Here is a 23,903-nt window from a genome sequence, read left to right on the forward strand (position 1 = left end):
CCAGAAGGGACATCCGATGGCCGACATCGCGATGCAGCTGACCATCCAGGCCGACGCCGACACCGTGCGCGCCGCCGTCGCCACCGAGGCGGGCGTGCGCAGCTGGTTCACGGCCGACGCCGTCGTGGGCGAGGGCGTCGGGGCGGAGCACGCCCTCGGCTTTCCCGGCGTGCCGGAGCCCTGGCGGCTGACCGTCGTCGAGTCCGCGCCGCGCCGCCTGGTGCTCGCCGGGCAGAACGGACCGTGGACGGGCACCACCCAGACCTACGAACTGCGCGAGACGGACGGCGAGGGCGGGGTCACCCTGGTCTTCACGCACGCCGGCTTCCCCGCGCAGGACGACGCCTACCGCAGCTTCACCTACGGCTGGGCCACCAAGTTCACCGCCCTGAAGGCCTACGCCGAGACCGGCGAGTCCGCGCCGTTCTTCGAGTAGCCGTTTCTCCGAGCAAGGGACAGACGACCGTCATGACCGCCCCCACTCCTGTCGAGCTGGCCGACCAGCTCACCCGCGCCGCCCGCAACCTGCAGGCCCACGCCACCGAGCGCGACCTCACCGGCAAGCGCGAGCGGCCCACTCCCTGTGCGGAGTTCACCGTCCACCAGCTGTGCGAGCACCTGCTCGGCGCCATGGTCGCCAGTGGCTACGCCGCCGCGAAGAAGCCGGTGCCGGCGGAGGCCCCCGTCAAGCTGACGGACGCGCCCTGGCGGGCCTACCCGCCCGTCGTGGACCGCCTGGTCGCCGCCTGGTCCAAGCCCGAGGCCTGGGAGGGCGAGGCGCCGTTCGCCGGTGAGGCCCGCCCGGCGCGCTTCGTCGGCATGGTCACCGTCATGGAGCTGACCGTCCACGGGTGGGACCTCGCGCAGGCCACCGGTCAGAGTTTCAAGGCCGAGGACGACGTCGTTGCCACGGCCGCCGACGTCGCCGCGCTGATCGCCGAGGGAGCCCGCGCCGGTGGTGCGTTCGGGCCCCAGGTGGCGGCGTCGCCCGACGCCACCGCGCTGGAGCGGCTGCTCGCCTTCACCGGACGGCGCGTGTGATGGCCGCCGCGTCGGCGGAGGACCTCTTCGGCGAGCTGGCCGAGGAGCTGGCGCCGCAGGGCGCCGAGCGCGGGCGGATGTTCGGCATGGCCTGCTTGAAGGACCCGGGCGGCAAGGCCTTCGTGGGCCTTCACGGGGACGAGTTGGTGGTCCGGCTGAACCGCGACACGGACGAGCACGCGGCGGCGCTGGCGCTGCCCGGCAGTCACCTCTTCGACCCGATGGGCGGCCGCCCGATGAAGGACTGGATCTGCCTCGCACTCGCCCAGCGCGAGCAGTGGCTGCCGCTGGCCGAGGCGGCCCGGCGGATGCCCCGCTGATCGGCGGGCACGACCTTCGGGCGTGATCGTTAGGGTGGGCGGCATGTCGACACCACCCACCCGGCACGTCGCGTTCGAGGCCGTGCACAACTTCCGTGACCTGGGCGGCTATCGCGCCGTCGACGGGCGCCCGGTCCGTTGGGGGCGGCTGTTCCGCTCCGACTCGCTGGGCAAGCTCGCGAGCGACGCCGACCTCGCGGCGTTCGCCGCGCTCGGCGTACGCACCGTCATCGACCTGCGCTACGGCTTCGAGATCGACGCGCGCGGCCGCATCCCCGAGCAGACGGGCGTGGACTGGCACCACCTCAGCATCGAGCACCGCACCTACGACCAGGCGGCGCTCGGCCCGGAGGTGCAGACGGGGCCGTACCTGGCCGAGCGGTTCCGTGAGGTCGCCGAGGACGGCGTGGTCGAGATCCGGCAGGCCCTGGAGGTCATCGCCGATCCGCAGTCCGGGCCGCTGGTCTTCCACTGCGCCTCCGGCAAGGACCGCACCGGCCAGCTGGCCGCGACGGTCCTCGCGCTGCTCGGGGTGGACGAGCCCGACATCCTCGCCGACTTCGAACTCACCAACCGGGCCACCGCGTACCTCCGCGCCGCGCACGTCGCACACCACGGCAGTGAGCCGCGCTGGCCCGGCTACGGGACGGCACCGGCGGAGGTGCTGGAGCTCTTCCTTGCCGGCCTGGCCGCCGACTACGGCTCCGTGCAGGGTTACGCCGAGCAGCGGCTCGGACTGGGCGCCGCGTTCGTCGAGCGACTGCGCGCCACACTGCTGGATTGACCTTCCCCTTGGGGCAAGGCGCAGCATCAAGGGCACCGGGTCCGCACGGGACCCGGTGCGAGGAGGGCGGGACATGGGCGAGCTGCTGACGATCGGCGCGTTCGCGCGCCGGGCGGAACTCTCGCCCAAGGCGCTGCGGCTCTACGACGAGCTCGGTCTGCTGCGCCCGGTCCACGTCGACCCGGTCTCCGGCTACCGGTTCTACGCACCGGAGCAGTTGGAGCAGGCACAGCTGGTCGCCCGGCTCCGGCTGCTGGGCATGCCGCTGGCGCGGATCACCACCGTCTGCACGCTGCCGCCGACCGCCGCGGCGGCCGAGGTGGCCGCGTACTGGGCCCAGGTCGAGCACGACACCGAGTCCCGGCGCCGGTTGGCGCGTTTCCTCGCGGACCATTTTGACGAGAAGGGTTCCGCCACCATGACCACTGCTTCATTCACCCTGCTCCACGCCTCGGCGAGCGACTCCGGCCTGGTCCGGGACACCAACCAGGACACCGCCCATGCCGCCCCCGGCCTCCTCGTCGTCGCCGACGGCTTCGGCCCGGAGGGCGCACGGGCGAGCGCCCTCGCCGTCGACGCACTGAAGGCCCTGACGGGCCCGCCGCAGGCCGCGCTCGCTGTCGCGAACCGCGAGATCGCCGCACTGGACGAGTCGGGCACGACGCTCACCGCCCTGCTGTGGACGGACGGTGAGGTCACCCTCGCCCATGTCGGCGACTCCCGGGCCTACCTGCTCCGCGACGGCGAGCTGCTGCGTCTCACGACGGACCACTCCCAGGTCCGCACGCTCATCGACGAGGGCCGGCTGACGGAGGAGGAGGCGGCGGCGCACCCGCAGCGCGCGCTGCTGACCCGGGCGCTGGACGGGCGGGAGGGCAGCGCGGTGGACGTGTCCACCCGCCAGGTGCAGGCCGGCGACCGCTACCTGCTCTGCACGGACGGCCTCTCGGCCGTGGTCCCGGAGCCGCAGATCCGCGCGACGCTCACGTCGTCCGCGGACCCGGAGGCGGCGGTCCGTGACCTCGTCGCGCTGGCGCGGCGGGCGGGCGGCCCGGACAACATCGCCGTCGTGGTGGCGGACGTCGAGTAGGTTGCACAACCCAGGGGCGCGAGGAACCGCGCGAGCAACCACCCTGTGCGGATGGCCCTGCTCGCTGAGCGACTCGCCACACAGGGTGGCTTGTCGCGCAGTTCCTCGCGCCCCTGGGGACAGTGCGGCTACAGGCCCAGCGACTTGGCGATGACCATCTTCATGACCTCGCTCGTGCCACCGTAGATGCGGAACACCCGGTTGTCCGCGTACAGGCGCGCGATCGGGTACTCCAGGATGTAGCCGTAGCCGCCGTGCAGCTGGAGGCAGCGGTCGACGACGCGGCTGCAGACCTCCGTCGTGAACAGCTTGGCCTTGGCGACGTCCGACGCCGTCAGCTCGCCGGTCTCGAAGGACTCCAGCGCGCGGTCCACGACCGCCTGCGCCGCGTCGACCTCGGCCTCGCAGGCCGCCAGCTCGAACTTGGTGTTCTGGAAGGACGCGACCGACTGGCCGAAGACCTTGCGGTCCTTGGTGTACGCGACCGCCAGGTCCACCGCCGCGCGGGCCGAGGCGTACGCGCCGACCGCGATGGCCAGGCGCTCCTGGACGAGGTTGTGGGCCAGGTACGAGAAGGCCTTGCCCTCCTCGCCCAGCAGGTCCTCGACGGGGACCTTGACGTCGACGAAGGAGAGCTCGCCGGTGTCGGAGGTGCGCAGGCCGATCTTGTCGAGCTTGCGGCCGACGGAGTAGCCCGGGAGGGTCGTGTCGACGCAGAGGATGGAGAGGCCGGCGCGGCGGTCCTCCGGCGTGGCCGGGGAGGTGCGGGCGATGACCAGCACCAGGTCGGCCTGGACGCCGCCGGTGATGAAGGTCTTGGCGCCGTTGAGGACGTAGTGGGCGCCGTCCTCGGAGAGCTTGGCGGTGGTGGTCATGCCGGCCAGGTCCGAGCCGGTGCCGGGCTCGGTCATGGCGATGGCGGTCATCATCTCGCCGGAGACGAACTTGGGGAGCCAGCGCTTCTTCTGCTCCTCGTTCGCGTACTCCATGATGTACGGCAGGCAGAGGCCGGTGTGGACCCCGGCGGAGCCGAAGCTGACGCCCGCGCGGGCGCACTCCTCGGTGACGATCGCCTGGTACTTGAAGCCGGTCATGCCCGCGCCGCCGAACTCCTCCGGCACCTCGATGCCGAACACGCCCAGCTCGCCGAGCTTCAGGTAGAAGTCCTTGGGCGCGTGGCCGGCCTTCTCCCACTCCGGGTAGACCGGGACGACCTCCTTGGCGATGAAGTCGCGGATGGTCTCCCGGAACGCCTCGTGGTCCTCGGTGAAAACGGTGCGGCGCACGACGGCGCTCCTCTCCTGGAAAGCTTGTCGAACGAACGTTAAGTTAATCCCCGGTAGCCCTCCTGTCCAGAGTGCCTCCATGTGAGGCTGCGCGCTATTTGAGGAGATCGCGCGCACGCCGACGTCCCGGTCGTGCACCGTGGCGCGACCGGGACTGAACGAGCGCTCAGTGCGCGGAGGGGCTCGCCGTCGAGCTCGACGAGGAGCCCGCCGACGGCGACGGCAGCGGGGCCGGCGTGATCAGCTGGACGTCCGAGGCGCGGACGTAGGCGAGCCGGTGGTCGAAGCTGATCGGGTAGTACTGCGTCGTCCCGATCACCACCGCGCAGCCCGTCGGGCCTGCGCAGTCGAAGCTCGCGGCGTAGAAGTCACCGCTCAGCTGCGTGCCGGCCGGGTAGGCCTGGCCCGGGGCGATCGTGGCGGCCAACGGGGTGAGCTGCTGCGCGGGGGAGGCGGCCAGCGCCGACAGCCCGGAGGGGTACGCCGAGGCTTCGGGATAGGCGCGGCCGTACACCGGGATCGGCTGGTCGCCGACCGGCGCGACCAGGGTCAGCGAGGCGCCGGCGGCCGGATCGGGCACGAGGGTGTCGCGCCACTGCGGGTCCTCGAACCAGGCCTCCTGGCCGCCGTACCAGACGCCGACCCAGTCGCCCGACAGGCCGGCGACGACGAAGGTCTGCCCGTAGTCGGCCTTGTCCGTCACGTCCGACGCCCGCGTGGTGCCGCCGCCGAGCAGCGGGGCGTCCGCGGCGGGCTCCTCGCGCAGGTAGACGAAGTTCGCCGGGTGGGAGGGGCAGGCGCGCCGGGCCGCACCGCAGCCGGTGAGCTCGGGCTCGGTGGTGCGGTCGTACGGCGGGGCGATGGTGACGGTGCCGCCGACCGCGGGCTGCGTGTGCAGGCCCGTCAGCGGCGCGCCGACCAGGTCCAGCAGGTGGCTCCAGTCCCAGTACGGGCCCGGGTCCGCGTGCGTGGCCGAGGCCGTGCCCGGAACCGGTGCCGGGACGTCGTCGTGGCCGATGACGTGCTCGCGGTCGAGCGGGACGGAGAACCGGGCGGCCAGGTAGCGGATCAGCGCCGCCGAGGACTGGTACTCCGACTCGGTGTACCAGCTGCCCGTGCGCAGCGCGTAGCCCTCCTGCTCGATGCCGATCGAGTGCGCGTCGACGCTCGCGTTGCCCGCGTGCCAGGCCACGTCCTTGGTCGGCACCAGCTGCGTCACCGAGCCGTCCCGGCCCACCAGGTAGTGGGCGGAGGCGTGGGCGGTCGGGTCCTGGAAGAAGGCGAGGGCGCCGCCGCGCGAGCCCCCGGTGTCGTGCAGCACCAGGTACTGGATGCCGTCGCCGTCGGTGGGGCGGTCGGCCTGCGCGTAGTTGCCGGCCCTGCCGGCGGCGGCCGGGGTGAAGGTGCAGGCCAGCCCGGAGGGGCACTCCGCGGCCCCGCCGTCGAAGGACATGGCGGACGCCGGCTGCGCCGGGCGTACCGAGGGTGAGGCCGCGAGCGTGACCTGCTGGTTGTCGTCGGTGAGCCGGGTGGCGCCCTGCTGGATCACGCCGTAGACGCGGGCCGCGAACTGCTTGCCCGCCGCCGGGGTCTCCGCCTGCGCGTAGGCGACGACGGCCGGCCACCACTGGGCCGGGTCGTCGGGCAGCGCCGCGGGTGTGGCGGACTGCGGGTGCAGCCGCAGCTCGTAGGAGGCGAGCAGCGCGGCACCGCCGCGCACGCTCTGGCGCATGTCCGTCCGCAGGCGTTTCGCGGCCACCCCGGCCAGCGCGGCGGCCGTCTGCAGGGTGTGCAGCGCGGGCGAGGCGGTGTCGACGCTGTGCAGCTCGGCGAGGGCCTTGGCGGAAGAGCGGAGCGCCGTGCTCCCGTCTCCGGAGCCGCCGAGATCGGCGGCCGCGTTCGGGACCAGGTCGGTCGGGGAGACCTCGGTCAGGCCCATCACGTTGTAGTTGCCGGTGGTGCTCGGGCGCCCGCCGTGGGACTCCCAGAGTGTCTCCTCGTAGGAGACGCCCAGCAGCACCTGCACCGGCACGCGGAACTCGGCCGCGGCCGTCTCGAAGTCGTGCTGCAGGGCCGTGGACGGCTTGGCCGGGACGCTCGGCCAGGCGAGCGAGCCGACGGCGGGCGCGGCGGTGGGTGTCGCGCCCTTGGTCGTCCCCCGGTTCGGCGCGGCCTCGGCCACGGCGCCGACCACCAGGGCGCCGGCCGCGAGCACCACGCCCATGCCGATCCAGCGCCGTGACCGTCTGCGGACGTGTCGAGCCGTCAACGCGTGCCTCTGCTGTCTGTTGGCTGTCTGTGCTGTGTGTCGACCGTGCCACCCGTGTCCCCCGCGGAGCTGATGGTCCGTGAGAGATGACGGTCGCAAGTGAGCGTGAGGTTAGCACTGGTGCGCCCACGTGTTGTCCGGGGGGTGAGATCGCCGGTTCGGCGGGCCGACGGGCGGGGGCCGCGGATGCGAGGATGGCCGCATGGCTGACGCGCATCTCTCCCCGAACGGGCCGCAGCAGGTGATCGAGGCCGGCGACTACCGGGCGGTGATCAGCGGTGTGGGCGCCGGCCTGCGCGGACTGAGTCACCGCGGGCGCCCGCTGGTGGTCAAGTACCCGGCGGAGGCCCAGCCCCCCGGCGGGGCCGGACAATTGCTGATCCCGTGGCCCAACCGGGTCCGTGACGGCCGCTACCGCTGGCGGGACGAGGACCGCCAGCTGGACCTCAGCGAGCCCGTCACCGGCAACGCCAGCCACGGCTTCACCCGGTTCCTGCCCTGGCGCGTGGTCGCCGAGGACGCCGGCCTCGACTCCGCGTACGTCCGCTACGGACTGCGGCTCTACCCGATGCACGGCTACCCGCACATCCTGGAGCTCACCGCCCACTACGAGCTGAGCGAGGCGGGGCTGTCCGTCGAGGTCGCCGCCCGCAACGTCGGCGAGACCGTCGCCCCCTACGGCTTCGGCGCGCACCCGTACCTGACGCTCGGTCGCGGACCGGGCAGCATCGGGGACGCCCAGCTGGAGGTCCCGGCCGACACCTGGCTGCCCGTCGACGACCGGAAGATCCCCACCGGACGCGAGTCGGTGGAGGGCACGCAGTACGACTTCCGCAAGCCGCGGCTGCTGGGCACCACCGAGCTCGACACCGCCTGCACGGGCCTCGCCCGCGACGGCGACGGCCTGGCCCGGGTGCGGCTGACCGAGCCGGACGGCGGCCGGGGCGTGGAGCTGTGGCTGGGCGAGGGCCTGGACTGGGTGCAGCTCTACACCGGTGACACCCTGCCGTCGGGCTACCGCCGGGCCGGCATCGCCGTCGAGCCGATGAGCTGCCCGCCGAACGCCTTCGCGACCGGCGAGGACGTGGTGGCGATCGAGCCGGGTGCCCGGGTCGCGCACCGATTCGGTATCAGCGCCCGCTGAGGCCGTGGCCGTCGGCCCCTCCCGCCCTACAGTGACGTTGAACGACGGTGGCCTCGAAGCCACGTGAGGGGGAGGGCCCGATGGCCGAGCGACCGCTGTGGGCGCCGAAGGAACTGGACACGCCGGAGCTGATGCTCGCGGAGGCGCGCAAGGCGTTCTTCGTGATGTTCGGTTTCATGGTGGTGATCTGGGCGCTGCAGATCCTCAACTGGATCGACCACCAGGACCTCTCGCTGCAGTACGGGATCCGGCCGTGGGACGTGGGCCGCCTGCCGGACGTCTTCGCGGCGCCGTTCCTGCACTTCAGCTGGGCGCACATCGAGTCCAACTCCGGCCCGCTCTTCGTCTTCGGCTTCCTGGCGGCCTACCGGGGCGTGGTGCGCTTCCTGTGGCTGACGCTGCTGGTGACGCTCACCAGCGGCATGGCCGTCTGGTTCTTCCAGGGCACCGACACCGTCGGCGTCGGCGCGAGCGGCGTGATCTTCGGCTACTTCGGCTACGTGGTGCTGCGCGGCGTGTTCGACCGGCACCTGATCGACACCCTGATCGGGCTGGTCATGGCGGCCTCCTTCGCCTATCTGGTCACCATCGCCGTCCCCGGCACGCCCGGCGTCAGCTGGCTGGCCCACCTGGGCGGGCTGGTCGGCGGCATGGCGGGCGCGTGGCTGCTGCGGGACCGGCGGCCCCGCGCCCTCGCGGCGCCCGGGCCGGCGACGGCCGCCGCCCCCGCGGGCGGAGGCGTGCCCGCGGTGCCCGGCGAGCGCTCGGACCTGCACAAGGAGCTCGGCGACCTGGGCCTGCTGTGAGCCTCCCATGAGGGAGCTGAGGAAAACTCCCAGGGAACTCACAGGAGCGACGTAGCGCCACCTCATCGATTTCTCATTCAACATCGGCACCGTGTCCGCATGACCACGACTCCGGCCGATGCCTCCTCCGAGCTCCGCCGTCCCGACGGCACCCCCGTGCGGGTGCTGGTCGTCGACGACGAGGCCCCGCTTGCCGACCTGCTCTCCATGGCCCTGCGCTACGAGGGCTGGCACACCACCACCGCGGGCGACGGCGCCGCGGCGATCCGTGCCGCCCGTGACTTCCGCCCCGACGCGGTGATCCTCGACGTGATGCTGCCCGACCTGAACGGGCTGGAGGTCATGCGCCGCCTCCGTGCCGAGCAGCACGACGTGCCGGTGCTCTTCCTGACCGCGAAGGACGCCGTCGAGGACCGCATCGCCGGCCTGACGGCCGGCGGCGACGACTACGTCACCAAGCCGTTCAGCCTGGAGGAGGTCGTCGCCCGCCTGCGCGGCCTGCTGCGCCGCAGCGGCGCGGCCGCGGCACGCAGCGAGTCCCTGCTCGTCGTCGGCGACCTGACGCTGGACGAGGACAGCCGCGAGGTCCACCGCGCCGGCACGTCCATCCGCCTGACGGCGACCGAGTTCGAGCTGCTGCGCTTCCTGATGCGCAACCCGCGCCGGGTGCTGAGCAAGCCGCAGATCCTGGACCGGGTCTGGAACTACGACTTCGGCGGGCAGGGCAACGTCGTCGAGCTGTACATCTCCTACCTGCGCCGCAAGATCGACGCCGGTCGCACCCCGATGATCCACACCATGCGCGGCGCGGGCTACGTCCTCAAGCCCGCCCCGGCGGAGAGCGCCGTCGCGGCGTCATGATCCGCCCCTGGTCGACCTGGCCCCTGCGGGTCCGGCTGGTCGTGACGATGACCGTGCTGTTCGCGGCCGTGCTGGGAGCCGTCGGCGTCGCCAGCACGGCGCTGCTGCGCGAGAACCTGATGGCCACCCTCGACGGCAAGGTGCAGGACACGATCGGTCGCGCCAGCGCTCCCATGGGCCAGGACCACTTCATGCTGGCTCCGGGCCTGGACCAGGACGCGGTCGGTGCGGTCTTCGACCAGAGCGGCACCGTGCAGCAGAGCGGCCGGTCCAACTTCGACACCAGGACGCTGACCACCGCTCAGATCAACGCCCTGGCGGCGGTCCCCGACGACGGCTACTACCACGACGTCAACGTCCCCGGTCTGGGGACCTATCGCGCGTTGGCGCAGCACAGCCCCGGTGGCCAGTCCGGCGGTCGGGTCGTGGTGGCCCTCCCCATGGCCCGGGTCAGCAGCACCGTGCAGGACCTGATCGCCACCGAGGCGGTGCTCGGTGTCGCGGGCGTGATACTGGTCGGCTTCGTCGGGTTCGGGCTGATCCGGGTCTCGCTGCGGCCGCTGGACCGGGTCGCGGCGACCGCCGCGCGGATCTCGATCGTGCCGTTGCACGAGGGCGAGGTCGGGCGGCTCGGTCGGGTGCCCGCGCAGGACACCGACACGCGGACCGAGTCCGGGCTCGTCGGGGCGTCGCTGAACCGCATGATCGACCACGTCTCCGCCGCGCTGGAGGCGCGGCACGCCAGTGAGACGCGTGTGCGGCAGTTCGTCGCCGACGCCTCGCACGAGCTGCGGACGCCGCTCGCGTCGATCAAGGGCTACGCCGAGCTGACCCGGCGCAGCCGGGAGAACGTGCCGCCGGACGCGGCCTACGCGCTGCGACGCGTCGAGTCCGAGGCGACGCGGATGACCGCGCTCGTCGAGGACCTGCTGCTGCTCGCGCGGCTGGACGCCGGGCGGCCGCTGGAGCGGGATCCGGTGGACCTCGCGCCGCTGGTCGTGGACGCCGTGCGGGACGCGCACGCCGCCGCGCCCGACCACAGGTGGGAGGTGCGGCTTCCCGACGCGGCCGCCGAGATCGTCGGGGACGAGAACCGGCTGCGCCAGGTGCTGGTCAACCTGCTCGCCAACGCGGGCAAGCACACCCCGTCGGGCACCACCGTCACGGCCTCGCTCGCGGTCGAGGACGGCTGTGCGGTGCTGGGCGTCGCCGACGACGGGCCGGGCATCCCGCAGGAGCTGTTGCCGGACGTCTTCGAGCGGTTCGCACGCGGGGACGGCTCGCGCTCGCGCAAGGCCGGCAGTACCGGGCTGGGGCTGGCCATCGTCGCCGCCGTCGTGGCCTCGCACGGCGGACAGGTGTGGGTGACCAGCGAGCCGGGCGAGACGGTGTTCTGCGTCCGGCTGCCCCTCGCGCCGCTCGCCGCGGTCGCCGCCACGACCTGACGGCGGGCGCACAGGAACGGCACACCCGTCCGACAGTGTGCTCGGGGAGCGTGAGGGCATGACCGCAACGCTCCCCGAACCGACTCTCGACCAGCCGGGCCCGCCCTCCTCCGAGCCGCCCCGGCCCCGCGACCCACGCTGGGCGCGGCCCGCGTTCCTCGGCCTGTTGGCACTGACCGCGCTGCTCTACCTGTGGGATCTGGGCGCGTCCGGCTGGGCCAACCAGTTCTATGCGGCGGCCGTCCAGGCGGGCGCGCACAGCTGGAAGGCGATGTTCTTCGGCTCCTCGGACTCGGCGAACTTCATCACCGTCGACAAGCCTCCGGCCTCGCTGTGGGTGATGGAGCTCTCCGCCCGCGTCTTCGGCGTCAACTCCTGGTCGATCCTGGTGCCGCAGGCACTGGAGGGCGTCGCGGCCGTCGCCGTGGTGTACGCGGCGGTCAGGCGACGCCTGTCCGCCGGGCCCGCGCTGGTCGCGGGGGCGGCGCTCGCGCTGACGCCCGTCGCGGCGCTGATGTTCCGCTTCGACAACCCCGACGCGCTGCTCGCCCTGCTGCTCGCGCTGGCCGGTTACGCCGTGCAGCGCGCCCAGGAGCGGGCGGGGACGCGTTGGCTGGTGCTGGCGTCGGCCTGCATCGGCCTGGCGTTCCTGACCAAGACGCTGCAGGCGTTCCTGGTGCTGCCCGCGTTCGGTCTGGTCTACCTGCTGTTCGCGCCGACGGGCCTGTGGCGGCGGGTGCGGCAGCTGCTGCTGGCGCTCGTGGTGCTGGTGGTCAGCTCCGGCTGGTGGGTGGCGGTGGTCGAGCTGACCCCGGCCCAGTACCGGCCGTACATCGGCGGCAGCCAGCACAACGACTTCCTGGAGCTGACCTTCGGCTACAACGGCTTCGGCCGGATCACCGGCTCGGAGACGGGCAGCGTCGGCGGCGGTGGCGGCGGTGGCGGCAGCACCGGGATGTGGGGTGCCACCGGCATCACCCGGCTCTTCGGCTCGGAGATGGGCGGTCAGATCGCCTGGCTGCTCCCGGCGGCCTTCCTGCTCCTCCTGGCCGGCGTGTGGTGGACCTGGCGCGCGCCGCGCGCGGACGCGCTGCGGGCGACGCTGCTGCTGTGGGGCGGCGCGCTGGTGACCACGTTCCTGGTCTTCAGCTTCATGGCGGGGATCTTCCACCCGTACTACAACGTCGCGCTGGCCCCGTACCTCGCGGTGCTGGTGGGCCTCGGCGCGGGGCTGGTGTGGGAGCGGCGCGGCCAGTGGGCCGCCTCCGGGGTCGCGGCGGTGGTCGTCGCGGTGACGGGTGTCTGGTCCTACGTGCTGCTGGACCGCAGTGCGGACTGGCTGCCGTGGCTGCGCTGGACGGTGCTGCTGCTCGCCCTGGCGGCGACGCTGGTGCTGGCCTTCGGCCCGCTGGTCGGGCGTCGGCTGTGGGCGGCGGCGGCCGCCGCGGCGGTGCTGGCCTCGCTGGCCGGTCCGGCGGCGTACAGCCTGCAGACGGCGGGTACCGCGCACAGCGGCTCGCTGCCCTCGGCGGGCCCGTCCGTGCAGGGCGGCTTCGGCGGCGGGATGGGCGGCGGGTTCGGCGGCCCGGGCGGCGGCACGCGCGGCGCTTTCCCCGGTGGGACCCGGGGCGGCTTCCCCGGCGGCGGCGGGCAGGGCTCCGGTCAGGGGTTCGGCCAGGGCGGCTTCCCGGGCGGCACCGGCACCGGCACCGGCCGGACCGGCGGTGCGGGCGGCTTCACCGGCGGGACCGCGCGTCCCGGCGGCGGGATGGGTGGCGGCGGCGGAGCCGGGGGGCTGCTGGACGGCAGCAAGCCCGGTACCGCGCTGACGGCGCTGCTCAAGCAGGGCGCGTCCGGCTACACCTGGGTGGCCGCGGCCGTCGGCTCGCAGAACGCGGCGGGCTACCAGCTCGCGAGCGACGCGCCGGTGATGGCGGTCGGCGGTTTCAACGGCACCGATCCGGCACCGACCCTGGCCCAGTTCGAGAGCCTGGTCCGGGCCGGGAAGATCCACTACTTCCTCGGCGGCGCGCTGACCATGGGCGGCGGCGGTGGCGGGAGCAGCACGGGCGGGTCGAGCGACTCCGCGCAGATCGCCTCCTGGGTCGCCAAGACCTACAGCTCCACGACCGTGGACGGGGTGACGGTCTATGACCTGACGAAGGCGAAGAGCTAGGCCCGTGCGCGCCTGCCGGGAATCTTTGATGACAAAAGCGACAATGCGGACAGAATATCGCCGTCCACAGTGAAGGTCGCCGTCATGGAGTTCCCGGCCCGTCGCCTCCTCCCCGCCGTCGCCGCTGCGGCCCTGCTCATGCTCAGTGCGTGCACCAGCAGCGGCGGCGGTGGGAGCGCCGCGTCGTCCGCCCAGGCGGGCGGCGCGGCAGCCAGCCCGACCGTCGTCAACGACCTGCAGACCGACTACGAGAACACCGTCAAGGCGGTGCTGCCCTCGATCGTCCAGATCAACGCGGAGAACAGCCTCGGGACCGGCATCGTCTACGACACCAAGGGCGACATCGTCACCAACGCCCACGTCGTCGGCACCGCCACCAGCTTCCAGGTGCTGCTGTCGGACCAGTCCAACGCCCTGGCGGCGACCCTGGTGGCCAGCTATCCGGCGAACGACCTGGCGGTGATCAAGCTGACCAAGCCGCCGGCCAAGCTCACCCCCGCCGTGTTCGGCGACACCTCCCAGGTGAGCGTCGGGCAGATCGTGCTGGCCATGGGCAGTCCGCTCGGGCTGTCGTCCAGCGTCACCCAGGGCATCGTCTCGGCCACCGGGCGCACCGTCAGTGAGGCGAAGTCCGAGGAGAACCCGCAGGGCACCACCATTCCGAACATGGTGCAGACGAGCGCCGCGATCAATCCGGGCAACAGCGGCGGCGCCCTGGTCAACCTCTCCAACCAGGTCATCGGCGTCAACACGCTCGCGGCCGTCAGCAACTCCGAGAGCGGGGCCCAGGCTCCCGGTATCGGATTCGCGATCCCGTCCTCGTCGGTGACCAATCTGGCCGACCAGATGATCAAGTACGGCAAGGTCGTCGACTCCGGTCGGGCCGCGCTCGGCGTCACCGTTCGGACCGTGCTCGTCACCAACAGCAACGGCAGTCAGACCTCCGGGGCCGGCGTGGTGTCGGTGACCAGTGGCGGACCGGCGGACAAGGGCGGGATCCAGTCCGGTGACGTGATCACCAAGCTCGCCGACACTCCCATCGACAGCTCGCAGGCCCTCTCCACGGCGCTGGCCACCCTCAAGCCGGGCCAGCAGGTCACCGTCACCTACCTCCGCGACGGGGCGAGCCGGACCGCCAAGGTCACCCTCGGCACCCTGTCCTAGCCGGGTCGGCTCCGGCCGGTCGGGCTGCGCAGCCAGGGTCCACCAGGGTCCTGACGGATCGTCAGATTGCGCGTAGCCTGACCGGCATGGAGAGCTTCCCCTGGATCGTTTCGGTGGACGACCACACCGTCGAGCCGCCGCACGTGTGGCAGGACCGGTTGCCTGCCAAGTACCGCGAGCTCGGCCCGCGCATCGTCCGGGCCCCGCTCGCCGAGATGACCTTCGTCGGCGGGCGGTTCTCGCCCAGGATGGGCGCGCCGGGCAGCGACGGCCCGCTCGCCGACTGGTGGGTCTACGAGGACCTGCGCCGCCCGCTCACCCGCCTCGACACCGCCGTCGGCTACCCCCGCGAGGAGGTACGGCTGGAGGCGATCACCTACGAGCAGATGCGCCCCGGGTCGTTCTCCATACCCGAGCGGCTGGCCGACATGGACATCAACCACGTCCAGTCCGCACTCTGTTTCCCGACCTTCCCGCGGTTCTGCGGCCAGACCTTCACCGAGGCCAAGGACCACGAGCTGGGCCTGCTCTGCGTCCGCGCCTACAACGACTGGATGGTCGAGGAGTGGTGCGGCCCGGCCGCCCAGGGTCGGATGATCCCGCTCGCGATCGTGCCGCTGTGGGACGCCGAGCTCGCCGCCGCCGAGGTGCGGCGCAACGCCGCCCGCGGCGTGCGGGCCGTCTGCTTCAGCGAGATCCCCCCGCATCTGGGTCTGCCCAGCATCCACACCGACGACTGGGACCCGTTCCTGCGCGCCTGCGAGGAGACCGGCACGGTCATCTCCATGCACATCGGCAGCTCCTCGCGGATGCCCTCCACCTCGGCCGACGCGCCGCCGGCGGTCGGGTCCACCATCACCTTCGCCAACTGCTGCTTCTCCATGGTCGACTGGCTGATGAGCGGCAAGTTCGACCGGTTCCCGGGCCTGAAGATCATGTACGCCGAGGGTCAGATCGGCTGGATCCCCTACATCCTCGCCCGTGCGGACGTGGTCTGGGAGGAGAACCGAGCCTGGGGCGGCGTCGCCGACAAGGTGCTCACCCGACCCAGCGAGCTGTTCGCCCGGCACGTCTACGGCTGCTTCTTCGACGACCCGCACGGCCTGCGCAACCTCGACGCGATCGGCGCCGCCAACGTCCTGTACGAGACGGACTACCCGCACTCCGACTCCACCTGGCCGCGCAGCCGCGAGGTCGCCGAGGAGCAGATGGGCCACCTGGGGGCCCCGGTGGTCGAGCAGCTGGTGCGCGGCAACGCGATCGAGCTGCTGGGCCTGACCCCGGAGGGCCTGTGGGCGGGGGGCGGCGGCCGTGGCTGAGTTCGGGATCCAGCTGCCCGTCCAGGCGCAGAGCACCATGTTCGTCGAGCCCTGGGAGACGCGGGCCGGCCCGGTGGAGCTCGCCGCCGTCGCCCGGGCCGCCGACCGGCTGGGCTACACCTACGTCGCCTGCTGCGACCACGTCGCCATCCCGCGCCGCCTGGCCGGGCCGATGGGCGCCACCTGGTACGACCCGGTCTCCACGCTCGGGTACCTGGCGGCGCTGACCACGCGGACGAGGCTGCTCTCGCACGTCGCCGTCGCGCCGCTGCGGCACCCGCTGCTCAGCGCGAAGCAGTACGCCACGCTGGACCTGCTCAGCGGCGGCCGGCTGGTCCTCGGCGTCGGCGCCGGGCACGTCCAGGAGGAGTTCGAGACGCTCGGGGTCGAGTTCCACCGGCGCGGCGAGATCCTGACCGAGACCATCGCCGCGCTGCGCGTCGCGCTGACGGACGAGTACCCGGAGCACGCCGGGCCCAGGTTCCCGTTCCGGGACCTGGCGGTCAGTCCGCGGCCGGTGCAGGCGCCGCCGCCGATCTGGGTCGGCGGCTCGTCCCCGGCGGCGGTGCGGCGCGCGGCTGCGCACGCGGAGGGCTGGCTCTCGCAGGGCGACACCCTGGAGACCCTGCCCGCGCAGCTGGGTCTGATCCGTTCGGTGCGGGAGCGTGAGGGGCGCGAGGGGCCGTTCGCCGTCAACGCCATCGTGCCGCCGGTGTACGTCGGCGAGCCGGGCTGGGAGATCGGGCGCCGTTCGGTGTCCGGCAAGGCGGAGGAGCTGGCGGAGCTGCTGCGCCGCTACGTCGCCGTCGGCGTCACCCACGTGCAGCTTCGGCCGCGCAGCCGCGACGCGGAGGAGTACCTGGCGCAGCTGGAGTTGATCGCGCAGGACGTGCTGCCGCTGGTGTGAGGTCTTCCCTTGTGCGGGCTCTCCCGTAAAACTGACGGTCTGTCAGATTGGTTTGTGTGAGGGGAGTCCGCACCATGACCCAGCCCGCTGTGACCGAGCCCGCCGGTCGGCTGTCCGGCCGCACCGTCCTGATCACCGGCGCCGCGCGCGGCCAGGGCGAGGCGGAGGCCCGTCTCTTCGCCGCCGAGGGGGCGCAGGTCCTGCTCGGGGACGTCCTGGACGACCGCGGCGAGGCGCTGGCCAAGGAGCTCCAACTGGAGCTCGGTGCCGACCGCGTCCGCTACCAGCACCTCGACGTCGGCAGTGAGGAGGGCTGGGCGGCGGCGGTGGAGACCGCTGTCGCCGCCTTCGGCAAGCTGGACGGCCTGCTGAACAACGCCGGCATCCTCCGCTTCAACGAGCTGACCAGCACCCCCCTGGAGGAGTACCTGGCGGTGGTCCGGGTCAACCAGGTCGGCTGCTTCCTCGGGATGCGGGCGGCCGCGCCCGCCATCGAGGCGGCCGGTGGCGGGACGATCGTCAACACCGCCTCGTACACCGCCCTGACCGGCATGGCCCTGCTGACCTCGTACGCCGCCACCAAGGGTGCGATCGTCGCGATGACGCGCGTGGCCGCGCTGGAGCTGGCGCCGAAGGGCATCCGCGTCAACGCCATCTGCCCGGGCGCGGTGGACACCCCCATGTCGGACCCGGCCAACGCCTTCGCGGGGGCCGACGGCGCGCCCGTGCTGAGCGCGGAGGACGCGGCGGCACTGGCCTCGGCCACGGCCGAGCTCTACGGCAAGGCCGTCCCGCTCGGCCGGATCGGCCGACCGGAGGAGATGGCGCGGCTGGCCCTCTTCCTGACCTCGGCGGACTCCTCCTACATCACCGGCCAGCCGCTGGTCGCCGACGGCGGCTGGATGAGCGGCGTCAGCATCGGCTGACTCTTGACCGCGGTTGGCGCCGGTGCGAGAGTCGGAACCGCAATCTGATGGGTCGTCAGATATGGATAGGTGGACCATGGAGTTCGGTGTCTTCATCCAGGGCTACGTGCCCAGAAGTCGCTCCCAGGCCGATCCGCTGGCCGAGCACCACGCTCTGATGGAGGAGATGGACTACGTCGTCCAGGCCGACAGGGCCGGCTTCAAGTACGCCTGGCTCACCGAGCACCACTTCCTGGAGGAGTACTCCCACCTCTCCGCGAACGACGTGGCCATCGGCTACCTCACCCACGCCACCGAGCGGATCCACGTCGGCTCCGGCATCTTCAACCCGCTGCCCCGGGTCAACCACCCGGTCAAGGTCGCCGAACGCGTCGCCATGCTGGACCACCTCTCCGGCGGCCGCTTCGAGTTCGGCACCGGCCGCGGCGCCGGGAGCCACGAGATCCTCGGCTTCCTCCCCGACGTGACGGACATGAACGCCACCAAGGAGATGTGGGAGGAGACCATCGGGGAGTTCCCCCGGATGTGGCTCCAGGACGAGTACCAGGGCTTCAGCGGCAAGCACTGGTCGCTGCCGCCGCGCAAGGTGCTGCCCAAGCCGTACGGCAAGGGCCACCCGGCCATGTGGTACGCCGCCGGCAGCCCCGCCTCCTACGAGATGGCCGCCCGCAAGGGCCTCGGCGTGCTCGGCTTCAGCGTGCAGAAGGTCTCCGACATGGAGTGGGTCGTCGAGAGCTACAAGCACGCGATCCGCGAGGCCGAGCCGGTCGGGGCGTTCGTCAACGACAACGTGATGGTCACCTCCACCGCGATCTGCGCCGAGACGCGCGAGGAGGCCCGGCGCCTCGCCGCCCGCGGCGGGCTCAACTACCTGCAGTCGCTGCTCTTCCGCTATCACGACACCTTCCCGCGACCCGAGGGCATCCCGGAGTGGCCCGAGCTGCTGCCGGAGTACAGCGAGGAGCTGATCGACCTCCTCGTCGCGGAGGAGCTGATGATCTGCGGCGACCCGGACGACGTGCTGCGCCAGTGCAAGCGCTGGGAGTCCGCCGGCGCGGACCAGCTGGTCTTCGGCCTGCCGGTCGGCCTGCCGCCGGAGCAGACGACGCAGACGATCCGCCTGATCGGGAAGCACGTGATCCCCAAGATCGACACCGACCCGGTGCACCGCACCACAAGATTCCGGCAGGCGGTCCAGTAGACAACGCCCCCACGTGGGACAGGAGTACAAAGTGCTCGACCATCTCATTCGAGGCGCGACGCTCGTCGACGGCACCGGCGCCCCCGCGCGCAGCGCCGACGTGGGTGTCAAGGACGGCAGGATCGCCGTCCTGGCCGCGGCGGGCGCCTGCCGGGAGCCCGCCGTCACCACCGAGGACGCGACCGGGCTGATGCTGACACCCGGCTTCGTCGACCCGCACACCCACTACGACGCCCAGCTCTTCTGGGATCCCTTCGCCACGCCCTCGCTGGGCCACGGCGTCACCACCGTCGCGGGAGGCAACTGCGGGTTCACCCTCGCGCCGCTCAACCCGGACCGCCCGGACGACGCCGACTACACGCGGCGGATGATGGCCCGCGTCGAGGGCATGTCGCTGGCCGCGCTGGAGGGCGGCGTCCCGTGGGGCTGGTCCGGCTTCGGCGAGTACCTCGCCGCGCTGGAGGGGCGGATCGCCGTCAACGCGGGCTTCATGGTCGGCCACTGCGCGCTGCGCCGCCACGTCATGGGCCCGGACGCGATCGGCGGACAGCCCACGCCCGAGCAGCTCGCGCAGATGGTCGCGCTGCTCGAGCAGGCCATGGCGGACGGCGCGTGGGGCCTGTCCACCACCCAGTCCGGCACCCACTCGGACGGCGACGGACAGCCCGTCGCCTCCCGCCACGCCGGTCGCGAGGAGCTCCTCGCCCTGTGCCGGGCGGTCGGCGAGGCGCCCGGTACGCAGATCGAGGCGATCGTGGCCGGCTGCCTCGACACGTTCGCCGACGAGGAGATCGACCTGCTCGTGCAGATGAGCGCGGTGGCCGGACGCCCGCTCAACTGGAACGTGCTGACCATCGACGCGGCCGTCCCCGACCGCGTGCCGCGCCAACTCCTCGCCTCCCGGCGGGCGCGGGAGGCGGGCGGCCGGATCGTCGCGCTGACCATGCCGATCCTGACGCCGATGAACATGAGCCTCGGCACCTTCTGCGCCCTCAACCTGATCCCGGGCTGGGGCCCGGTCCTCGGCCTGCCGGTCCCCGAGCGCATCGCGCAACTGCGCCGCCCGGAGGTGCGCGAGGAGATGCTGCGGCGTGCCGACAGTCCCGAGGCCGGCGTCTTCCGCCGCCTCGCGGACTTCGCCCGCTACGTCATCGGCGACACCTACTCGGCCGCCAACGAAGGCCTCTCCGGCCGCGTCGTCCGCGACATCGCCGCCGAGCGCGGCCAGGACCCCTTCACGACGCTCGTCGAGGTCTGCGTCAACGACGAGCTGCGGACCGTGCTGTGGCCGATGCCGACGGACAACGACCCCGCCAGCTGGGAACTCCGCCGCGACACCTGGCAGCACGAGGACGTCATGCTCGGCGGCAGCGACGCGGGCGCCCACCTGGACCGCATGTGCGGCGCGCCGTACACCACCCGCTTCCTCGCGGACTGCCTGCGGCGGCGCCGGCTGGTCCCGGTGGAGCAGGCGGTCCGGATGCTGACGGCGGACCCGGCCGAGCTGTTCGGCCTGCGCGGCCGTGGCACGGTGGCCGTCGGCAACCACGCGGACCTGGTCCTCTTCGACCCGGAGACGATCGACGCGGGTCCGGCGACCCTGGTCCACGACCTCCCGGGCGAGAGCCCTCGCTTGGACTCCCGCCCGGAGGGCGTCGTCGCGGTCCGCGTCAACGGCGTGGAGACGGTGCGGGAGGGCAAGCTCACCGGCGCGATCCCGGGCACGCTCCTGCGGTCGGGGAGGGACACCAGGACGGTGGCGACCCGCTGAGGGAGGGTCAGCTCAGCAGCCCGCGGGCCATCGCGCCCCGCACCGCCGCCAGTCCCTTCACGACCTGGGTCGCGAGCAGCACCAGCACGATGCCCGCCACGCACGTCGCGGCGATCTCCGGCAGCGTGGAGATGTAGTGGCTGTGCCCGTTGTTCTCCCACAGCCTGTAGCCGGGCCAGCCCACGTAGGTCGGGAAGACCCAGTGGTACAGCGGGTACAGCGTCGCCGAGAGGCCGACGCTCCACAGTGTCACCGCCAGGGTGAAGCCCAGCACGCCCATCGGCAGCAGCAGGAACGCGTACAGCGCGGCGCGCCAGTTCGCGCCGTCGGAGAGCATGCCGCGGATCCAGCCGATGAACCCGGGGCGCGAAGGGGTGACGGGGGCCGGCGCGGGGATGTCCTCGCCCAGCAGCGCCCGCGTCCGCGCGCGTTCCATCGTGCCGAAGGCGCGGGCACCGGCCACACAGGCGACCAGGACCGGGAGGCCGACGAAGGTCAGCACAGAGCCGACGCCGAACGAGAACAGTGCGACGACGTAGCTGAAGGAGAGGACCCCGAGCGGTAGATCGAGGACGAGGTGGAGGGTCGCGCGCCAGGTCCGGGCCGAGAGGATCGCGGGTGTCTTCATGCCCTCCACCCTGCCGTTCGCGCGCCGCGCGGTCACTGGGGTGACTCGGTGTCCTCGGGGTGGGGGCAGCCCTACCAGTGCCCGTCCTGCCGGCGCCCTCTGCCGGCGCCCGTCCTACCAGAGCTTGTCGACCGGGCCCGGGTAGAGCCCGATGCGGGCGTGCTCGAAGTGCGCCGAGGCGGCGCGGGCGCGCGGGGTGAGGAAGGCGCCCATGGTCACCTTGTCCCACTGGTCGCTGGGGAAGGGCGCTTCCGGGGTGCCGCCGACCAGGACGGTGCCAGGGAGCTCCTGCCACCCGGCGCTCGCGTAGAAGGCGCGCAGCGGGCGGTCGCAGGTGAACAGGCCGAGGTCGACGCCGTCGGCGCGGAGGTCCGCGAGCGCGGCGGACACCAGTGCGCGTCCGTGGCCCGCGCGTTGCCGTGCGCGGTCGGTGACGACCCGGCTGAGGCCGGAGGCGGTCCAGCGCTCGCCCGCGTGCTCGATCTCCTTGGTGAGCACGTCGAGCGAGGCCAGGACCGTCGCGTCGGCGCCGTCGCCGTCGACCAGCAGCAGGCAGCGCGGCCGCAGTGCGGGGTCGTGCGCGCTGTCGTCCGCCTCGCCGGGCTCGCCGGGCCACGCCTGCTCCTGCAGGGCGAGCGCCTGCGCACGGAGCGCCGACGGGACGTCGGCCTCGGCGAAGCGGACGATGTGCATGCGGTGAAGCCTAGGGGTTACTTGTTGCCCAGGCAGAGGACCACGTCGCTGGTGTAGCGGCCACCGGACTGCGAGTAGCCGGCGACGGCGCCCGGGACACCCTGGCACTCGTTGTAGTCCGTGCCGTCCTTGACCTCGACGACCTTGTAGTTGGCGCTCGAGTCGGAGCAGGAGACGACGTGCAGGTCCGGGTTGCTGTTCGAGCCGCTGACGGAGACGCAGTCGCCGACCTTGGCGGTGTCCGCGCCACCCGACATGTGGTCGTAGATCGCGTAGCCGCCGCCGATGACGACGAACGCCACGATGCTGCCGACCAGACGGATGCCGAGGATCTTCCCGAAGCGACCGGCGCGGCCGGACTTCGCCGTAGCCGGCGGAGCCGGGAAGCCGGCGGCCGGCGGGGCCGGGAAGCCGGCGGGCGGGGCGGCCGGGTAACCCTGCTGCGGGGGGATGTTGGCGTTCGGCGCCGCGTAGGGGTTCTGCGGGGCGGCCTGGCCGTCCTGCGGCGGGGTCTGGTACGGGTTCTGCGGCGTGGTCACGGCTGGGTTCCCTCGTTAGGTCGTGCGAATCTGCAACAGGCAGTCGAACGCCGGACCCTAGTGGCTTTCAGGTGATTCATGCCTGACGGAGACCCAACCGAGGCTGTACAGCTCCTTAACCGTAACCAACATACGGTCAAAACCGGCATATGGCATGACTGGTGACGTGAACTCTCACCTGGCGGCCGTGCGCGTCCGCCACGGCAGCTCCGCGGTGACGTCGGTCGGGCCGCCGACGGGGCTGGCGACGACGAAGACGCCGTCCACGGCCCGGATCCGCTCGGCGAGCCCGGCCAGCCCGCCACCGGGCAGTTCCTGCGCCCCGCCCACGCCGTCGTCGCGGACCTGCAGCATCAGCCGCTCGTCCGAGCGCCAGATCTCCACGCTCGCGCTCTGCGCGTGCGAGTGCTTGGCCGCGTTCGTCAGCAGCTCGCTGACGGTGAAGTAGGCGATGCCCTCGATCGCGGAGTCGGGACGCTCGGGCAGCTCCACCTCGACCCGGACGCCGCCGGGCAGCGGGCAGCGGGCCGCGAGCGAGGAGAGCGCGGCGTCCAGGCCGCGGTCGGTCAGCACGGCCGGGTGGATGCCGCGGGCCAGGTCGCGCAGCTCCCGCAGGGCCAGCTTCACCTCGTTGTGCGCGTCCGACACCATGCGGGCCGCCGCGTCCGGGTCCTCCGTCAGCTTCTCCTTGGCCAGACCCAGGTCCATGGCCAAGGTCACCAGTCGGGCCTGCGCGCCGTCGTGCAGGTCCCGCTCGATCCGGCGCAGGTCGGCCGCCGCGGTGTCGACCACCGCCCCGCGGTCGTCCTCCAGCTCGCGCACCCGCTCGGTCAGCCGCCCGGGGGAGAGCAGCGAGCCGACGAGCGCCCGGTCCACCGAGGAGAGCCCGTGCACCACCCACGGCAGCAGCGGGAACAGCACCACCGAGGAGACCACCGTGCAGGTGAACGCGATGATCCCCCAGGGCAGCATGATCACGCTGTAGAGCACCGAGCGCCAGGCCAGGCCGTCGGTCAGGGTCGCGATGACCAACTGCATGAAGCCCGGTCGGCGCCCCTGCACCGGCGCCGGCTCCGGCACGTCCTCACCCAGCAGCACCCGTGCCCGTGCCCGTTCCAGTGCCGAGCCCGCGCGCAGCAGCAGGAGCAGCGCGAAGAGCACCCAGAAGCCCACCACGGTGATCAGCAGGCCGACGCCGACCGAGAGCAACGGCACCGTGAGCGCGAACGCGGTGATGCCGATGGGCAGGTCGGCGAGCAGGTAGGCGGCCTGCCGGACCATCCGGGCGTCGAAGCGGGGGCGCCGCCGTGCGGCGGTGGTCGGCTCAGTCATGATCCAAGACTGGCCGGTGCGGGGTGCGTCGCGCCATGGTGCAGGGCAGACGCATGGAGGTAGGGGCAGCCCTACCCCTGCCCTACCCCTGTTGGTCCGCCCAACGGGTGGGCACGGTTCACAGGTGGAAGCCCCTGGGACCTAGACTCCTGCCCCGTAAAGGCAAGGATTGCGTTAATAGCCCCACGCGCACCACGCGAC

22 protein-coding genes are annotated in these 23,903 nt (G+C 72.6%); 16 read left to right on the forward strand and 6 right to left on the reverse strand.

Annotation, left to right across the window (positions count from 1 at the left end; genetic code table 11):
- Window positions 1-16 precede the first annotated feature (16 nt).
- From BMY61_RS11720 to BMY61_RS11740, 5 genes are all read left to right on the forward strand, one after another.
- Complete coding sequence (locus BMY61_RS11720) at window positions 17-436, forward strand: SRPBCC family protein (RefSeq protein ID WP_042455598.1); 420 nt, start codon at window positions 17-19, stop codon at window positions 434-436.
- A gap of 32 nt (window positions 437-468) precedes the next feature.
- Window positions 469-1,041: a TIGR03086 family metal-binding protein gene (locus BMY61_RS11725; RefSeq protein ID WP_052439228.1), complete on the forward strand. Its 573-nt coding sequence runs from the start codon at window positions 469-471 to the stop codon at window positions 1,039-1,041.
- Window positions 1,041-1,361 carry a hypothetical protein gene (locus BMY61_RS11730; RefSeq protein ID WP_042455588.1) on the forward strand — a complete coding sequence of 107 codons (321 nt, stop codon included), beginning with the start codon at window positions 1,041-1,043 and terminating at the stop codon, window positions 1,359-1,361. Before BMY61_RS11725 ends, BMY61_RS11730 begins: the two co-directional genes overlap by 1 nt.
- 43 nt (window positions 1,362-1,404) lie before the next feature.
- Window positions 1,405-2,145, forward strand: coding sequence for a tyrosine-protein phosphatase (locus tag BMY61_RS11735; protein WP_042455585.1), 741 nt, complete (start codon window positions 1,405-1,407; stop codon window positions 2,143-2,145).
- Between the two features lie 73 nt (window positions 2,146-2,218).
- A complete protein-coding gene (locus BMY61_RS11740) occupies window positions 2,219-3,235 on the forward strand; it encodes a MerR family transcriptional regulator (protein ID WP_042455583.1) in 1,017 nt (338 codons plus the stop codon).
- Between the two features lie 128 nt (window positions 3,236-3,363).
- Here the strand turns inward: BMY61_RS11740 and BMY61_RS11745 are convergent, their stop codons facing one another.
- Together BMY61_RS11745 and BMY61_RS11750 are read right to left on the reverse strand one after the other, a co-directional pair.
- Window positions 3,364-4,521, reverse strand: coding sequence for an acyl-CoA dehydrogenase family protein (locus tag BMY61_RS11745; protein WP_042455580.1), 1,158 nt, complete (start codon window positions 4,519-4,521; stop codon window positions 3,364-3,366).
- Window positions 4,522-4,687: 166 nt separating this feature from the next.
- Window positions 4,688-6,745 (reverse strand): N-acetylmuramoyl-L-alanine amidase, encoded by a 2,058-nt coding sequence (locus BMY61_RS11750; protein ID WP_052439227.1) that lies wholly within the window; start codon window positions 6,743-6,745, stop codon window positions 4,688-4,690.
- Window positions 6,746-6,992: 247 nt separating this feature from the next.
- On the opposite strand from BMY61_RS11750, the gene BMY61_RS11755 reads away from it, so the two are divergent.
- From BMY61_RS11755 to BMY61_RS11805, 11 genes are all read left to right on the forward strand, one after another.
- Complete coding sequence (locus BMY61_RS11755) at window positions 6,993-7,934, forward strand: aldose 1-epimerase family protein (protein WP_042455577.1); 942 nt, start codon at window positions 6,993-6,995, stop codon at window positions 7,932-7,934.
- Window positions 7,935-8,014: 80 nt separating this feature from the next.
- Window positions 8,015-8,740 (forward strand): rhomboid family intramembrane serine protease, encoded by a 726-nt coding sequence (locus BMY61_RS11760; protein ID WP_075003864.1) that lies wholly within the window; start codon window positions 8,015-8,017, stop codon window positions 8,738-8,740.
- Window positions 8,741-8,839: 99 nt separating this feature from the next.
- A complete protein-coding gene (locus BMY61_RS11765) occupies window positions 8,840-9,601 on the forward strand; it encodes a response regulator transcription factor (RefSeq protein WP_042461159.1) in 762 nt (253 codons plus the stop codon).
- Window positions 9,598-11,046, forward strand: coding sequence for a sensor histidine kinase (locus BMY61_RS11770; RefSeq protein WP_042461153.1), 1,449 nt, complete (start codon window positions 9,598-9,600; stop codon window positions 11,044-11,046). The genes BMY61_RS11765 and BMY61_RS11770 overlap by 4 nt, the downstream gene beginning before the upstream one ends.
- Before the next feature lie 58 nt (window positions 11,047-11,104).
- Entirely contained in the window at window positions 11,105-13,222 is a 2,118-nt protein-coding gene (locus tag BMY61_RS11775) for a glycosyltransferase family 39 protein (RefSeq protein WP_052439576.1), read from the forward strand.
- An 84-nt stretch (window positions 13,223-13,306) separates the two neighbouring features.
- Window positions 13,307-14,386, forward strand: coding sequence for a S1C family serine protease (locus BMY61_RS11780; protein WP_042461169.1), 1,080 nt, complete (start codon window positions 13,307-13,309; stop codon window positions 14,384-14,386).
- An 86-nt stretch (window positions 14,387-14,472) separates the two neighbouring features.
- Window positions 14,473-15,705 carry an amidohydrolase family protein gene (locus BMY61_RS11785; protein ID WP_042461147.1) on the forward strand — a complete coding sequence of 411 codons (1,233 nt, stop codon included), beginning with the start codon at window positions 14,473-14,475 and terminating at the stop codon, window positions 15,703-15,705.
- On the forward strand, window positions 15,698-16,612 hold the full coding sequence (locus BMY61_RS11790; RefSeq protein ID WP_052439575.1) for a TIGR03619 family F420-dependent LLM class oxidoreductase: 915 nt from the start codon (window positions 15,698-15,700) through the stop codon (window positions 16,610-16,612). Before BMY61_RS11785 ends, BMY61_RS11790 begins: the two co-directional genes overlap by 8 nt.
- A 74-nt stretch (window positions 16,613-16,686) precedes the next feature.
- Window positions 16,687-17,538, forward strand: a complete 852-nt coding sequence (locus BMY61_RS11795) for an SDR family NAD(P)-dependent oxidoreductase (RefSeq protein WP_042461140.1) — start codon at window positions 16,687-16,689, stop codon at window positions 17,536-17,538.
- Window positions 17,539-17,614: 76 nt separating this feature from the next.
- Window positions 17,615-18,739, forward strand: a complete 1,125-nt coding sequence (locus BMY61_RS11800) for an LLM class flavin-dependent oxidoreductase (protein ID WP_143094296.1) — start codon at window positions 17,615-17,617, stop codon at window positions 18,737-18,739.
- Between the two features lie 31 nt (window positions 18,740-18,770).
- Window positions 18,771-20,510 (forward strand): N-acyl-D-amino-acid deacylase family protein, encoded by a 1,740-nt coding sequence (locus BMY61_RS11805; protein WP_042461131.1) that lies wholly within the window; start codon window positions 18,771-18,773, stop codon window positions 20,508-20,510.
- Between the two features lie 7 nt (window positions 20,511-20,517).
- Here BMY61_RS11805 and BMY61_RS11810 read toward each other — a convergent pair whose 3' ends face one another.
- From BMY61_RS11810 to BMY61_RS11825, 4 genes are all read right to left on the reverse strand, one after another.
- Window positions 20,518-21,138: a sensor domain-containing protein gene (locus BMY61_RS11810; protein ID WP_042461163.1), complete on the reverse strand. Its 621-nt coding sequence runs from the start codon at window positions 21,136-21,138 to the stop codon at window positions 20,518-20,520.
- A 114-nt stretch (window positions 21,139-21,252) separates the two neighbouring features.
- Complete coding sequence (locus BMY61_RS11815) at window positions 21,253-21,831, reverse strand: GNAT family N-acetyltransferase (protein WP_042461127.1); 579 nt, start codon at window positions 21,829-21,831, stop codon at window positions 21,253-21,255.
- 17 nt (window positions 21,832-21,848) lie between these two features.
- A complete protein-coding gene (locus tag BMY61_RS11820) occupies window positions 21,849-22,370 on the reverse strand; it encodes an LppU/SCO3897 family protein (protein ID WP_042461125.1) in 522 nt (173 codons plus the stop codon).
- A gap of 174 nt (window positions 22,371-22,544) precedes the next feature.
- The gene (locus BMY61_RS11825; protein WP_042461121.1) at window positions 22,545-23,702 is read right to left on the reverse strand and encodes a sensor histidine kinase; all 1,158 of its coding nucleotides are present in this window, start codon (window positions 23,700-23,702) and stop codon (window positions 22,545-22,547) included.
- Between the last annotated feature and the right edge of the window lie 201 nt (window positions 23,703-23,903).

Origin of the sequence: Streptacidiphilus jiangxiensis, assembly GCF_900109465.1 — a bacterium.
In the GTDB taxonomy this organism is placed as follows: domain Bacteria; phylum Actinomycetota; class Actinomycetes; order Streptomycetales; family Streptomycetaceae; genus Streptacidiphilus; species Streptacidiphilus jiangxiensis.

Coding starts and splice junctions, on each gene's coding strand:
- BMY61_RS11720 (WP_042455598.1), top strand. CDS start 17: ATGGCCGACATCGCGATGCAGCTGACCATCCAGGCCGACGCCGACACC.
- BMY61_RS11725 (WP_052439228.1), top strand. CDS start 469: ATGACCGCCCCCACTCCTGTCGAGCTGGCCGACCAGCTCACCCGCGCC.
- BMY61_RS11730 (WP_042455588.1), top strand. CDS start 1,041: ATGGCCGCCGCGTCGGCGGAGGACCTCTTCGGCGAGCTGGCCGAGGAG.
- BMY61_RS11735 (WP_042455585.1), top strand. CDS start 1,405: ATGTCGACACCACCCACCCGGCACGTCGCGTTCGAGGCCGTGCACAAC.
- BMY61_RS11740 (WP_042455583.1), top strand. CDS start 2,219: ATGGGCGAGCTGCTGACGATCGGCGCGTTCGCGCGCCGGGCGGAACTC.
- BMY61_RS11750 (WP_052439227.1), bottom strand. CDS start 6,745: ATGGGCGTGGTGCTCGCGGCCGGCGCCCTGGTGGTCGGCGCCGTGGCC.
- BMY61_RS11755 (WP_042455577.1), top strand. CDS start 6,993: ATGGCTGACGCGCATCTCTCCCCGAACGGGCCGCAGCAGGTGATCGAG.
- BMY61_RS11760 (WP_075003864.1), top strand. CDS start 8,015: ATGGCCGAGCGACCGCTGTGGGCGCCGAAGGAACTGGACACGCCGGAG.
- BMY61_RS11765 (WP_042461159.1), top strand. CDS start 8,840: ATGACCACGACTCCGGCCGATGCCTCCTCCGAGCTCCGCCGTCCCGAC.
- BMY61_RS11770 (WP_042461153.1), top strand. CDS start 9,598: ATGATCCGCCCCTGGTCGACCTGGCCCCTGCGGGTCCGGCTGGTCGTG.
- BMY61_RS11775 (WP_052439576.1), top strand. CDS start 11,105: ATGACCGCAACGCTCCCCGAACCGACTCTCGACCAGCCGGGCCCGCCC.
- BMY61_RS11780 (WP_042461169.1), top strand. CDS start 13,307: ATGGAGTTCCCGGCCCGTCGCCTCCTCCCCGCCGTCGCCGCTGCGGCC.
- BMY61_RS11785 (WP_042461147.1), top strand. CDS start 14,473: ATGGAGAGCTTCCCCTGGATCGTTTCGGTGGACGACCACACCGTCGAG.
- BMY61_RS11795 (WP_042461140.1), top strand. CDS start 16,687: ATGACCCAGCCCGCTGTGACCGAGCCCGCCGGTCGGCTGTCCGGCCGC.
- BMY61_RS11800 (WP_143094296.1), top strand. CDS start 17,615: ATGGAGTTCGGTGTCTTCATCCAGGGCTACGTGCCCAGAAGTCGCTCC.
- BMY61_RS11810 (WP_042461163.1), bottom strand. CDS start 21,138: ATGAAGACACCCGCGATCCTCTCGGCCCGGACCTGGCGCGCGACCCTC.
- BMY61_RS11815 (WP_042461127.1), bottom strand. CDS start 21,831: ATGCACATCGTCCGCTTCGCCGAGGCCGACGTCCCGTCGGCGCTCCGT.
- BMY61_RS11825 (WP_042461121.1), bottom strand. CDS start 23,702: ATGACTGAGCCGACCACCGCCGCACGGCGGCGCCCCCGCTTCGACGCC.